Here is a 12,609-nt window from a genome sequence, read left to right as displayed (position 1 = left end):
ATGCGCACCATGCTGATCTGCAACCGGGGCGAGATCGCGGTGCGACTGGTGCGCGCCTGCCGCGACCTCGGCGTGCGTTCGGTCGTCGCGCACTCCGCAGCCGACCGCGACGGCCTCGCGGTGCAGCTCGCCGACGACGCCGTCTGCATCGGGCCGGCGCCGGCGGACCGGAGCTACCGCAACGTGTCCTCGATCCTCTACGCGGCGGCCAGGGTCGGGGCGGACGCCGTCCATCCCGGCTACGGATTCCTCGCCGAGGACCCGAGGTTCGTGTCGGCCTGCGAGGAGGTCGGGCTGGCCTTCGTCGGCCCGCCCGCCAGCGTCGTCGCCGGCATGGGCGACAAGATCGCGGCCAGGGCCGCGATGCGCGAAGCCGGCGTGCCGACGCTGCCCGGCACCGACGGCCCGGTCGGCTCCCTCGCCGAGGCCAGCGCCGCCGCCGAGGCCATCGGCTACCCGGTGATCGTGAAGGCGGCGGCGGGCGGCGGCGGGCGGGGCATCGCGGTGGCGATGGACGGGAGTGAGCTGGCCGCCGCCGTGGCCGACGCGTCGGGCTCCGCGCGGTCGCTGTTCGGCGACGACCGCGTCTACCTGGAGCGCTACGTGGTCGGCGGCCGGCACGTCGAGGTGCAGGTGCTGGCCGACGCGCACGGCACCGTCGTGCACCTCGGCGAGCGGGACTGCTCGGTGCAGCGTCGCCGCCAGAAGCTGGTCGAGGAGTCGCCGTCGACCGCGTTGGACGACGCGACGCGGCAGCGGCTGCTCGACGCGGCGGTGCGCGGCTGCGAGCGGATCGGCTACCGCAGCGCGGGCACCCTCGAGTTCATCGTGGACCGGGCCGGATCGCCGTACTTCCTCGAGATGAACACGCGGCTCCAGGTCGAGCACCCGGTGTCGGAGCTGCGCAGCGGCGTCGACATCGTGACGGCCATGATCGCCATCGCGGACGGCGACGCGCTGCCCGCCGAGCTGGCCGGGGTCGCGATGCGGGGCCACGCGATCGAGGTGCGGCTCAACGCCGAGGACCCGGCGCGGCAGTGGGCCCCGAGCGCGGGACGGATCAGCCGCCTGCGGTTGCCGGCCGGGCCGGGTGTCCGGGTGGACACCCATCTCGTCGACGGCGCCATGGTGCCGCCGTTCTACGACTCCCTGCTGGCCAAGATCATCGTGCACGCGCCGGACCGGCCGTCGGCGTTGCGGGTGCTGCGCCGCGCGCTCGGGGAGGTGGAGTGCCACGGCATCACCACCAACCTCGATTTCCACCTGGCACTGCTGGAAACGCCGGAGTTCGTCGCGGGCACCCACCAACTGGACATCGCCGACAGCGTCGCGGACCGGTTGACCCCGGCCGCGACGGCCGGCTGAGCCGATCCCTCCGCCGAGAGCCCAGCCATGACTAGGAACGGAGCGTCGATGCGGCGCACTGAACTGCTGGCCGCCCTGCCCGAGGTCTCGGCGCAGCCCGGCAGCGCCGACACCGCGCAGCACGCCCTGCGCTGCTACTTCTCCTTTCGCAGCCCGTATTCCTGGCTCGCGCACCGCAAGCTGGGCAGGTGCCTGCCGCTGTTGGCCGGCGCCATGGAGTGGCTGCCGTTCCTCGAGCCGGCCGAGGGTGCCGGGCCCGCGGTGCGGTTGCCGGACGCGTTGGCCTGCGCGCCGGTGACCCTGGCCCTGGCCAGCTGCGGACCGGGCGTCCGGCCGGTCGACGCGCGCACCACGGCGGAGCGCGGGGCGTCGCGCTGGGAGGTGCCGCACCTGGTCTGGCTCGCCGTGCCCGAGCACCGGCGCTTCGCGTTCACCGACGCGGTCTACCGGGCCAGGTGGGTACGCGGGGAGGACGTCTGCGACCGAGGGGTGCTCGCCGCGCTGGTGACCGGGTTGGCCCTGCCGGCGGACCTCGTCGACGCCGTCGACGACCCCGGGATCCGCGACTGCGCGCGCGGGCTGCGGCAGCGGACGGACGCCGACGGCGTGTTCGGCGTGCCGTTCTTCGTGGCGGGGCAGGACGCCTACTGGGGGATGGACCGGATGGCGGCCTTCGTCGCACACTCCGGCTACGCCCTGCCCGAGTCCCGTCCCGGGTGCGTCACGCCCGAGTTCTAGATCAGGCCGCGGCGCTCGGCCAGCATGCCCGCCTCGAACCGAGACCGGGCACCGAGCTTGGCCATCACCAGGGCGACCTGGCGCCGATAGGAGCGCACGGACATGCCCAATCGCTGCGCCGCGACCTCGTCGATGCCGCCCTTCGCGAGCGCAAGCAGCACGGTGTGACCCAGTTCGCCGATGCCAGGCTCGGCGGGCTCGCCGGTCGGGCCGGCGCCGTGCTCGGCGGCCGGCTCGGTGGCCGTCCCCACCAGGCCGTGCAACAGGTTCGTGAGGTCCGAGGAGCGGACCAACAGCGCGGGGTCGGTCGTGATGACGGCCTCGTGGTCCCTGACCAGCAGCATGTCCAGCTGGCCGACCAGTCGCTGCACGCGCAGCGGCATGGCGACGGCGGGACACCCCTCGGTCAGTAGGGGACCGCAGCGCGGTTGCGCGCCGTGGCCGACCAGCACGCGCAGCCTGGGTAGCCGCCGCAGTCCGCCCACGACGGCTCCGTCATCGTGCGCGAGCAGTCGGTTGGTCGAGAGCACCAGGACGGTGTCGGCGTCGGCCAGTTCGGCGGCGGCGATCAGCGCGGACATCGCCCCGGTCAGGCTTTCCGGCGAGTCGAGCGGGGTCACCGGCAGGCCCGACCGGCCGTAGCGGTGCAGCCCGACCACCAGCGGCTCCAGCACTTCGGGGCGCCCGCCGATGAACACGCCTGGTGTCACCGACAGACCGGTGGCCGGCAGGCCGGTCGGTCTTGGCACGTGGTCGTCGCTCTCGTCCATCGGGGTCCCCTGGTGCGCGAGTGGATGAGGAGCCCGGGTGCGCCCCGACGCACCCGGTTCCCCGGTGGTCACTGCCGTAGGTGGTTCGCCGCGTGTGCGCCGTTCGATGACCTGGGGTGCGCCGAACAGGCGCGCGTCAATATCGGGGCGAGATACGTTCCCCCATTCGAGTCAACTATTCCCAGGCGCTCATTTTACGTGAATTGCGGGGCGGTGATGGGTCGAACGGAGAAAGACCGTGTCGCGGTGGCCGGGTGCGCCGGGCGATACCGGTCAGTAAGTTCCACGGTGACGATCAACGCCTGGAGCTGGGGCGGAGCGCGATGCGCCGTTGCATATTGTCGCCGGGCCGCGTGTTCTGGCTGGATGTCGTGCGAACTGGCCACATGCTAGTTTCCGCCGAGGTGGTAAAGCGCTTTGCGGACCGTGTGAAACGGCGTCAACTGCGTCGGCAACCGGTTCTGGACCCTATTCTGGACCCTGGTTCGGCCCGATGGCCGACGCCCACTCGGGCCCTTCCTCGATGCCGGTGGCGCCATGATGGCGTCACGAGGTTGACATGACGCCATCATGGCGCCATATTTGGCACATGGACCTCACGCCCTACACCGAAAGCCTTCGCCAGGAGCTGCTCGCGGCGGCCGGTCCGGGTGAGGCCGCCGCGCTGGCGGAGCGCATGGCCTCCTCGGTCGCGTTCGCCACCCGGTTGACCATGCTCGAGGTCCTGTCGGCGGCCGCGGACGAGATCACCAGGGAGCTGGCCCCCGGCTCGGTCGAGGTTCGGCTCCGCGGTCGCGACCCGTTCTTCGTGGTCACTCTGGGAGACGGGGCGACCGACGATGAGGAGCCCGCGCCGAGTCCCGCGCCGGACGCGCCCGCGCTCACCGGCAAGGACGGCGCGGTGTCGCGGATCAACTTCCGCCCGCCCGAGCAGCTCAAGCAACGCATCGAGGCGGCGGCAGGCGACGAGGGCCTGTCGACCAACGCCTGGCTGGTCAGGGTGGTCGGCGCGGCGCTCGCCGGTGACCAGCCGAAGCGGCGCGGGCGCGGCGACGGGCACTTCACCGGCTGGGTCGGCTGAGAGCTGTCCGGAGCTCTCAGCCGCCCGCCGCCGGTCACGGACTCAGCAGACACACGACGCAACGAGGGGAGATTTGTCATGCCCACATTCGCCACACCAGGGCCGATCACGGCCAGGTTGATCACCGGGGGCGCCCAGGTGCGGGTCACCGCGAGCGAGCGGTCGGACACCGTCGTGCTGGTCGAGCCCATCAACAGCGCGAGCAAGTCGGACGTGAAGGTGGCCGAGCACACCAAGGTCGACTTCTCGGCCGGCGAACTGTCGGTCAAGACGAACAAGGCGGGCGACCGGAACGGTTCCGTCGCCATCACGGTCGAGCTGCCGGCCGGATCCAGGCTGGTCCTGAGCACGGCGTGGACGGAGGTGCGCGCCAACGGCCCGCTCGGCGACTGCGAGCTGGACATGGCCTCGGGGCAGGTCCGGCTCGACCGCGTCGCCGCGCTGCGGGCGAACCTCGTGTCCGGTGCGGTCGAGATCGGGCACGTCGCCGGGACCGCCACCGTCGAGGGCGTCTCGGCCGGGGTGCGGATCGGCGAGGTCGAGGGCGTCGTCAGGTACGCGGGCTCGACCGGCAGGGTCTGGATCGGCCACGCCAGGTCCGACGTCGATTTCGGCAGCGCGGGCGGCAGCTTCGATATCGACCGGGCCGACGGCAGCGTCATCGCCAAGGCGGCCAACTGTCCCATCCGGGTCGGCCGGATGACGCGCGGCCAGGCGGAGCTGATCAACGCCTCCGGGGGCATCGAGGTCGGCATCAGCGAGGGCACCGCCGCCTGGGTGGACGCCAAAAGCACGAAGGGATCGGTGCGCAGCTCCCTGTCGGCGCAGGACAACCCCGACGAGTTCGACAACCAGGTCAAGATCCACGCACGCACGCGGCTCGATGACATCGTCATCCGGCGTGCGGCCAACTGAGCCCCGGCGTCGTGGTGCCACCGTGGCGCCACGACGTCCCGCCGATGGCGCGGACGTGCCGGTTGACCATGGCACAATCGGCTCGGTGCAGGTCGCGATGCTTGGGGCGTTCGAGGTTCGTACTGGCGACGGCGTGCTCGCGGACGTGCCTGGTGCCCGCCTGCGTGCGCTGCTGATCGCCCTCGCACTCGAACCCGGCCGGGTGGTGCCGAAGGCGACGCTCGTCGACTGGATCTGGGGCGAGCGCCCGCCAGCCGAGTCGGCGAACGCCTTGCAGCGCCTGGCTTCCCGGCTGCGGAAGGCGCTGCCGGGCGGGTTGGTCGAGGGGCAGACGGACGGCTACCGGTTGACGGTCGACCCCGACGCCGTCGACGCCGTGCGGTTCGAACGCCTCGTCGGCCAGGCACGCGGCGGCGATGACCCCCAGCAGGCGATGCTGCTGCGTGAGGCCCTCGGACTGTGGCGCGGCGCGGCCATGCAGAACGTCGGCCTCCAGGACAGCGCGGCGTTCGACGCGGCGGTCGCCCGGCTCGAAGGACTGCGCCTCGCCGCGCTGGAGGATCGGTTCGACGCGGAGATCAGCCTTGGCCACGGTGCGGAGCTGGTGACGGAGCTGACCGACCTGGTCGCCGCGCATCCGTTGCGGGAGCGGCTCGTCGCCGCGCTGATGCGAGCCCTCGCCGCGGCCGGCCGGAGCTCCGAGGCGCTGCTGGTGTACCAGCGGGTGCGGGAGGGCCTGGCCGACGCCCTTGGCGTCGACCCCTCGCCGGAGCTGTCCGCACTGCACGTCGCGCTGCTGCGGGGCGAGGTGGGGCGGCGGGAGGAGACCAGGAACAACAACCTGCGTGCCGAGCTGACCAGCTTCGTCGGCAAGGATGCCGATGTCGCCGCGGTCCGCGACCTCGTCACCGACCATCGGCTCACCACCCTGATCGGGCCGGGCGGCTCGGGAAAGACCAGGCTGGCCAAGGAAACCGTGCGCACGCTGCTCGGCGAGCTGCCGGACGGGGCCTGGGTGGTGGAGCTCGCGTCCATTGACGCTGGCGGCGATGTGGCGCAGTCGACGCTCGCCGCGCTAGGCATGCGGGACGTGCTGCTCGGCGCGGCGCCGGACGCCGAGCCGATTGGCCGGGTCATCGCCGCCCTCCGCGAGCGGGAGACGTTGCTGATCCTGGACAACTGCGAGCACGTGATCGAGTCGGCGGCGGCGTTCGCCCATCGAGTGCTCGGGGAGTGCCAGCGGCTGCGGATCCTGGCGACGAGCAGGGAACCGCTCGGCATCACCGGTGAGGCGCTGTGGCAGGTCGTGCCGCTGGCCCTGCCCTCGGCGGACGCCGACCCAGGCGAGATCGAGTCCTCGCCCGCCGTCCGGCTGCTGCGGGACCGAGCGGGCGCGGTGCGCAAGGACCTCACGGTCGACACCAGCACGTCGGCGACCATGGCGCGCGTGTCCAGGGCGCTGGACGGGATGCCGCTGGCGATCGAACTGGCCGCGGCCAGGTTGCGCACCATGTCGCTGGACCAGCTCGCCAACCGGCTCGACGACCGGTTCCGCCTGCTGACCGGCGGCAGCCGCACCGCACTGCCTCGACACCGGACGCTGCGCGCGGTGATCGACTGGAGCTGGGAGCTGCTCACCGAGGCCGAACGGACGGTCCTGCGCAGGCTTTCGGTGTTCTCGGGTGGCGCGAGCCTGGAAGCGGCCGAGTCGGTCTGTGCGGGAGACGCCGAGGAGGTGCTCGAGCTGCTGACCGCGCTGACCGAGAAGTCGTTGCTGGTCACCGAGGACGACAGGGCGCCGCGCTACCGGATGCTCGGCACGATCAAGGAGTACGCGGCCCACCGGCTCGCCGAGGCGGGGGAGTCGGACTCCGCGCGCCGTGCGCATCTCGCGTACTTCACCGAACTCGTCGAGACCGCGGAGCCGTTCCTTCGCCGCGCCGAGCAGCTGGAATGGCTTGCCGCGCTTGGGATCGAGCACGACAACATCAGTTCCGCGATGCGTGGCGCGATCGCGGCCGGCGAGGCGCAGGAGGCGATGCGGCTCGCGGCGGCCGCCGGCTGGTACTGGTGGCTCAGCGGACACAAGGCCGAGGGCAACGAGCTGATCACGGTGGCCGCCACCGTTCCCGGCGAGGTGGCCGACGAGATCCGGGCCATGGTGTACGGCCTCGTCTCGATGTTCCTGAGCTCCGGTCGCGGCGATGCACAAACGGCGGCGGAGTGGATCCGCGAGGCATACCGGCTCAGTCAGCTCAGTCAGCACGGCAACCCGATGCTGGGGTTGATCGCTCCACTGGAACGCCTGTTGCGGGAGCCGGACGCGTCCTTGCTCGCGTTCGAACCACTGCTGGACAACGAGGACCCCTGGGTGCGCGCGCTGGCCCGGCTGCACCTCGGCAAGATGCGGATCATGCTCGGTCAGGGCAGTCGGGACGCGGACGCCTTTCTTGAGACGGCGGTCGCCGAGTTCCGGGCGATCGGCGAACGGTGGGGACTCTCGTTCGCCCTGATCGAGTTGGCGAATCGAATCGCCGTACGCGGTGAGTTCGCCCGTGCGTGCGAGTACTACGAACAGGCGATCGCGGTCGTCGCCGAAGTCGGCGCCGTCGAGGACGTCATCGGCATGCGGTCGCGACAGGCTCTGCTGTACTGGTTGTTGGGCGACAGGGAATCGAGCGCGGCTGCCATGGCGGAGGCGCAACGGCACGCGAAACGGGTCGCCTGGCCGGATGCGCTCGCCGAGCTGGCCCTGGCGAGGGCGGAACTCGCGCGCTGGAACGGCGACACCGAGCAGGCCTACCAGCAACTTGGTGTCGTGACAACGGTTCTGGGCAACGACGTCGAGCAGGCGAACCTCCGTGCGGTGACGCACGACCTGCTCGGCTACCTTGCCGACGATCTCGACGAGGCCCGCAACCACCGCGCGGCGGCCTGCCAGGCGGCCTCCGAAGTGGACTACGCCCCCATGCTCGCGCAGGTCATCGTCGGGGTCGCGGACCTGGCCCTTCGCCGCGAACAGTACGAGCAGGCAGCGCGGCTGCTGGCGGCGAGCGTGGGCGTGCGCGGCCTGCCGAATCGCGCCCAACCGGATGATGCCCGGATCGAGCAGGCCGCGCGGCGTCACCTCGGCGACGCGCGGTTCGCCGAGGCGATCGAGGAAGGCACGCAGACGGACTGGCGTCAGCTGGTGAAGGTCGCGCTCGCCGACTGAAGGCCGTGTCAGGTCCGTGTCAGGGCGGTGTCCGGGCGGCCGGCCACAGTGGTGCCATGACAAGTTCAGCGATTATGGCTTCGGGGCTGAAGAAGGCCTACAAAGACAAAGTCGTGCTCGATGGCATTGATCTGGATGTGCGTGCGGGTACGACCTTCTCGTTGCTCGGCCCGAACGGGTCCGGCAAGACCACGACCGTCAACGTGCTGACCACGTTGCTCAAGATGGACAGCGGAACAGCCCGCGTCGCCGGATACGACGTCGCGACCGAGACCAAGAAGGTCCGCTCGTCCATCGGCGTCACCGGCCAGTTCGCGTCCGTGGACGAACTGTTGTCCGGCCGCGAGAACCTGCAACTGATGGCGGACCTGCACCACCTCAGGGGCGGCGAGGGCACGAAGATCGTCGAGCGCCTGCTGGAGCGCTTCGACCTGGGGGAGTCCGCAGACAAGCGCTCGTCGACGTACTCCGGTGGCATGCGCCGCAAGCTCGACCTGGCGATGACCCTGGTCGGCAGGCCCAAGATCATCTTCCTGGACGAGCCGACCACCGGTCTTGACCCGCGCAGCCGCCGCACGATGTGGAACATCGTCCGCGAGCTGGTGGCCGACGGCATCACCATCTTCCTCACCACCCAGTACCTCGACGAGGCCGACAACCTCGCCGACAAGATCGCCGTCCTCAACGAGGGAAAACTGGTCGCCGAGGGCACTCCCGAGCAGCTCAAGCGGCAGATCCCCGGCAGCCACGTGCAACTGCGGTTCGGCGGCGTCGCGCCGCTCGACGCCGCGGTCCGCGTGCTGCCCGGCTCCACGCCCGATCAGGAGAGCCTGATCCTGCGCGTGCCCAGCGACGGCGGCAACAAGTCGCTGCGCGCCCTGCTGGACCGACTCGACGAGTACGCCATCGAGGTCGAGGAATTCACCGTGCACCTGCCCGATCTCGACGACGTCTTCTTTGCCCTTACCGGTCACTCGGACGCCAAGTCCGAGTCCACGACGGAGGTCATCGCCCGATGAGCAGCGATTCGGCGATCATGCTTCGCCGCAACTTCAAGCACACCCTGCGAAACCCGGTCGCGGTGTTCAACGCGATCATCATGCCGGTCGTCATGATGCTGATGTTCGTCTACGTCTTCGGCGACGCGTTCAACGTCGGCTCTGGCGACTACATCAACTACGCCACGCCAGGAATGCTCATGATGGCCATCGGCTACGGCCTCAGCGCCACCGCCATCGCCGTCAGCTCCGACATGACCAGGGGCATCATCAACCGGTTCAAGGTCATGGACGTCTCCCGCGCCGCCGTGCTGACCGGGCACGTCGCCTCCACCATGCTGCGCACCACGCTCGCCGTCGCCACCATCATCGGCGTGGCCTTCCTGTTCGGCTTCAGCCCCAACGCGTCCTTTGTGCACTGGCTCGCCACCGCAGGCGTGCTGCTGCTGGTGATCTTCGCGGTCAGCTGGCTCACGGTCGCCTTCGGCCTGGCCGCGAAGACCCAGGAGTCCGCGGGTTTCTACACCGTGCCGCTGATCATGCTGCCGTTCTTCAGCAGTGCCATCGTGCCCGCAGCCAAGATGGGCCCCGGCGTCCGGGAGTTCGCCCAGTACCAACCCTTCACGTCGATCATCGAGTCCGTCCGAGGGTTCCTCAACGGCGTGCCGAACAACGGTCAGACCCTGGCCGCGATCGCCTGGTCGGTCGGCATCGCCGTCGTCGGCTACGTCTGGGCCCGATCGAAGTTCAACAAGCGGGCGTGACCGCGTGCGGTCCGTCGCCGACTTCTGCCGCAACAACCGCAACGAAAGGCAGTCCGATGAGTGACCCGGTTCCCGTCCCGCACGGCCTCCCCACGGATCGCGACGCGAGCCCGTTCGACCCGCCCAGCCAGATCACCCGGCTGCGCGAGGCCCGCCCGGTCAGTCCCATGAGCTTCCCCGACGGCCACGAGGGCTGGATCGTCACCGGCTACGAGGCGGTCCGCCAGGTCATGGCCGACACCCGGTTCAGCTCCCGCCAGGACATCGGCGTTCTGCACGTGCCGTACGAGGTCCCCGGCATGCCCGTCGCCACCGAACCGTCGCCGCAGGTGCCCGGCATGTTCATCGCCATGGACCCGCCGGACCACACCCGGCTGCGGCGCAGGCTCACCGGCGCCTTCACGGTCAAACGCATGAAGATGCTCGAAGAGCACATCGTCGACGTCGTCGAGCGGCAGCTGGACGAACTGGCGAGCCTCGCCCCGCCGGTCGACCTGGTCAGGGAGTTCGCGCTGCCGGTGCCCTCGCTGGTGATCTGCGAACTGCTCGGCGTCCCCTACGCGGACCGGGAGAGCTTTCAGGCCGACTCCGCCAAGTTCCTGGTCAGGGACCTGCCGCTGGACGAGAAGATGGCCGCGTACGGCGCGCTGGCCACCTACCTTTCCGGACTGGTCACGCGCAAGCGCGCCGAACCCGGCGAGGACATCCTGTCCGACCTGGCCCGCCACGACGACCTCACCATCGAGGAGCTGACCGGCGCCGCCTTCCTGCTGCTGCTCGCCGGCCACGAGACCACCGCGAACATGCTGGCACTGGGCGCCTTCGCGCTCCTGGAGCACCCCGAGCAATTGGCCGAACTGCGCGCCGACCCTGGCCTGCTCCCCGACGCCGTCGAGGAGCTCATGCGTTACCTGTCGGTTGTCGACATCCTCTATCGCTACGCCACGGAGGACATCGAGCTCGGCGGTGAGACGATCGCCAAGGGATCGACCGTGGTCGTCTCGCTGCTGGCCGCCAACCACGACCCGCTGCGCTTCGATAACCCCGACACCCTGGACATCCACCGCAAGGCCCGCGGCCACCTGTCCTTCGGCCACGGCGTCCACCAGTGCCTCGGCCAGCAGCTGGCCCGCATCGAGATGCGCGCCGGTTTCGAGGCACTGCTGCGTCGCGTCCCGACCCTCGCGCTCGCCGTTCCAGCAGGCGAGGTGAAACTCAAGACCGACATGAACATCTACGGCGTGCACGAACTGCCGGTCACCTGGGCGGACCCGGCCCGGTAGCCGACCGCTGCGGCTCGGCCGCGACGGCTCGACCGCGACGCATGACGGCCGTCCGCCGCGACCGTGTTCGATAATCGGGCAAAAGTGGACGATTTCTTGACAAGTGGCCGACGCCGTCCGATGCTCACCCGTCATGGCGACGAAGATCACCGGGACGTCCCGGCTCGGCAGGGTGGTCGCGGCGGGCATGGTCGGCACCACCGTCGAGTTCTACGACTTCTTCCTGTACGGCGCGGCCTCCGCGACGATCTTCGGCCCGGTCTTCTTCCCCAAGGCCGACGGTCTGCTCGGCGTGTTGCTGGCCCTGGTCACCTACGCGGTCGGGTTCGCGGCGCGCCCGGTCGGCGGGTTGGTGTTCGGCCACTACGGCGACCGGATCGGGCGCAAGCGATTGCTGGTGGCCAGTCTGGTCCTGATGGGCGGCTCCTCGGTGCTGATCGGCCTGCTGCCCGGCTACGCCCAGATCGGCGTGGCTGCCCCGATTCTGCTGACTCTGCTCCGCCTGGTGCAGGGCTTCGCGCTGGGCGGCGAGTTCGGCGGGGCCGTGCTGCTGGTCGCCGAGCACGGACCCGCCGCCCGCCGAGGGTTCTGGACCTCCTGGCCGCAGACCGGCGGCCCGCTCGGCAACCTGCTGGCCACCGGCGCGCTCGCGGCGATGGCCGCCGTCACCTCGCAGGCGCAGTACCAGTCCTGGGGTTGGCGGGTTCCGTTCGTTGCGTCGGTGCTGCTGGTGCTGGTCGGCCTGTGGGTTCGGCTGAGGGTCGAGGAGTCCCCGCTGTTCCGGCAGGCCGCCGCCAACCGGGCGCCAACCGACCGGCCGCCGCTGCTGGCCGCGCTGCGCCGCCACCCACGCGCCCTGTTCAGCGTGTTCGCGGCGCGCGTCGGCGAGAACGCGACGTTCTACGTGTTCACGCTGTTTCTGTTGGTGTACGCCAAAAGTATCGGCCTGCCCGCTGCGGTGGCGGCCGGCGCGGTGACGATCGGCTCGGTCGGGCAGGTGCTGGCCATGCTGGCCGGCGGTGCCCTGTCCGACCGGTTCGGGCGGCGCGTGGTCGCGGTGCCGGCCGCGGTGGCCGCCGGCCTGTGGGCTGCGGCGTTCTTCCCGCTGGTGGCCAGCAGGCAGCAGGGTGCGGTGGTGGCCGCGGTGGTTGTCGGCCTGGTGTGCCACGGTGTGCTCACCGGCGCGCAGTCCGCGTTCTACGCCGAGCTGTTCGACACCTCCGTGCGGTATTCGGGAGTGTCGCTGGGATACCAGGCGGCCACGGTGGTGGCCGGGGCGACCGCGCCACTGGTTGGCGCCGCGTTGCTGCGCTCGACCGGCTCGACCGTCCCGGTGGCGATCCTGTTGGCGGGCTGCCTCGCCCTGACGATCGTGGGCATGCTCGTCGCCCCGGAGACGCGCAACCGCGAACTGAGCTGAGCCACGAGCTGAGCCACGGTCCGGGAGCGCGCGGCCGGCTGGCCGGAGTCATCGAGCACGG

General features: G+C 70.8%; 10 protein-coding genes. 9 read left to right on the top strand and 1 reads right to left on the bottom strand.

Annotation, left to right across the window (positions count from 1 at the left end; all coding sequences use genetic code 11):
* Both F0L68_RS12380 and F0L68_RS12375 read left to right on the top strand, forming a co-directional pair.
* Nucleotides 1–1,365 carry an acetyl-CoA carboxylase biotin carboxylase subunit gene (locus tag F0L68_RS12380; RefSeq protein WP_223198724.1) on the top strand — a complete coding sequence of 455 codons (1,365 nt, stop codon included), beginning with the start codon at nucleotides 1–3 and terminating at the stop codon, nucleotides 1,363–1,365.
* 48 nt (nucleotides 1,366–1,413) lie between these two features.
* Nucleotides 1,414–2,103 (top strand): DsbA family protein, encoded by a 690-nt coding sequence (locus F0L68_RS12375; RefSeq protein WP_188316534.1) that lies wholly within the window; start codon nucleotides 1,414–1,416, stop codon nucleotides 2,101–2,103.
* Here the strand turns inward: F0L68_RS12375 and F0L68_RS12370 are convergent.
* The gene (locus tag F0L68_RS12370; RefSeq protein WP_149849663.1) at nucleotides 2,100–2,873 is read right to left on the bottom strand and encodes a helix-turn-helix domain-containing protein; all 774 of its coding nucleotides are present in this window, start codon (nucleotides 2,871–2,873) and stop codon (nucleotides 2,100–2,102) included. The two genes, F0L68_RS12375 and F0L68_RS12370, sit on opposite strands and share 4 nt — an antisense overlap.
* Nucleotides 2,874–3,462: 589 nt before the next feature.
* Here F0L68_RS12370 and F0L68_RS12365 point away from each other — a divergent pair.
* From F0L68_RS12365 to F0L68_RS12335, 7 genes are all read left to right on the top strand, one after another.
* Nucleotides 3,463–3,954 carry a hypothetical protein gene (locus tag F0L68_RS12365; RefSeq protein WP_149849662.1) on the top strand — a complete coding sequence of 164 codons (492 nt, stop codon included), beginning with the start codon at nucleotides 3,463–3,465 and terminating at the stop codon, nucleotides 3,952–3,954.
* A gap of 78 nt (nucleotides 3,955–4,032) precedes the next feature.
* Complete coding sequence (locus F0L68_RS12360) at nucleotides 4,033–4,869, top strand: DUF4097 family beta strand repeat-containing protein (protein ID WP_149849661.1); 837 nt, start codon at nucleotides 4,033–4,035, stop codon at nucleotides 4,867–4,869.
* An 85-nt stretch (nucleotides 4,870–4,954) separates the two neighbouring features.
* Nucleotides 4,955–8,083, top strand: a complete 3,129-nt coding sequence (locus F0L68_RS12355) for an ATP-binding protein (RefSeq protein ID WP_149849660.1) — start codon at nucleotides 4,955–4,957, stop codon at nucleotides 8,081–8,083.
* 56 nt (nucleotides 8,084–8,139) lie between these two features.
* Nucleotides 8,140–9,102: an ATP-binding cassette domain-containing protein gene (locus F0L68_RS12350; RefSeq protein ID WP_149849659.1), complete on the top strand. Its 963-nt coding sequence runs from the start codon at nucleotides 8,140–8,142 to the stop codon at nucleotides 9,100–9,102.
* Nucleotides 9,099–9,845, top strand: a complete 747-nt coding sequence (locus F0L68_RS12345) for an ABC transporter permease (protein ID WP_149849658.1) — start codon at nucleotides 9,099–9,101, stop codon at nucleotides 9,843–9,845. Before F0L68_RS12350 ends, F0L68_RS12345 begins: the two co-directional genes overlap by 4 nt.
* A gap of 56 nt (nucleotides 9,846–9,901) precedes the next feature.
* Nucleotides 9,902–11,128 (top strand): cytochrome P450, encoded by a 1,227-nt coding sequence (locus tag F0L68_RS12340; RefSeq protein ID WP_149849657.1) that lies wholly within the window; start codon nucleotides 9,902–9,904, stop codon nucleotides 11,126–11,128.
* 133 nt (nucleotides 11,129–11,261) lie between these two features.
* On the top strand, nucleotides 11,262–12,548 hold the full coding sequence (locus F0L68_RS12335; protein WP_149849656.1) for an MFS transporter: 1,287 nt from the start codon (nucleotides 11,262–11,264) through the stop codon (nucleotides 12,546–12,548).
* The last annotated feature ends 61 nt before the right edge of the window (nucleotides 12,549–12,609 follow it).

Source organism: Solihabitans fulvus (assembly GCF_008386585.1).
Classification (GTDB): Bacteria; Actinomycetota; Actinomycetes; order Mycobacteriales; family Pseudonocardiaceae; genus Solihabitans; species Solihabitans fulvus.
The sequence above is the reverse complement of the archived record's forward strand: the minus strand, read 5'-3'. Positions and strand labels throughout refer to the sequence as shown.

Coding starts and splice junctions, on each gene's coding strand:
- F0L68_RS12380 (WP_223198724.1), top strand. CDS start 1: ATGCGCACCATGCTGATCTGCAACCGGGGCGAGATCGCGGTGCGACTG.
- F0L68_RS12375 (WP_188316534.1), top strand. CDS start 1,414: ATGCGGCGCACTGAACTGCTGGCCGCCCTGCCCGAGGTCTCGGCGCAG.
- F0L68_RS12370 (WP_149849663.1), bottom strand. CDS start 2,873: ATGGACGAGAGCGACGACCACGTGCCAAGACCGACCGGCCTGCCGGCC.
- F0L68_RS12365 (WP_149849662.1), top strand. CDS start 3,463: ATGGACCTCACGCCCTACACCGAAAGCCTTCGCCAGGAGCTGCTCGCG.
- F0L68_RS12360 (WP_149849661.1), top strand. CDS start 4,033: ATGCCCACATTCGCCACACCAGGGCCGATCACGGCCAGGTTGATCACC.
- F0L68_RS12350 (WP_149849659.1), top strand. CDS start 8,140: ATGACAAGTTCAGCGATTATGGCTTCGGGGCTGAAGAAGGCCTACAAA.
- F0L68_RS12345 (WP_149849658.1), top strand. CDS start 9,099: ATGAGCAGCGATTCGGCGATCATGCTTCGCCGCAACTTCAAGCACACC.
- F0L68_RS12340 (WP_149849657.1), top strand. CDS start 9,902: ATGAGTGACCCGGTTCCCGTCCCGCACGGCCTCCCCACGGATCGCGAC.
- F0L68_RS12335 (WP_149849656.1), top strand. CDS start 11,262: ATGGCGACGAAGATCACCGGGACGTCCCGGCTCGGCAGGGTGGTCGCG.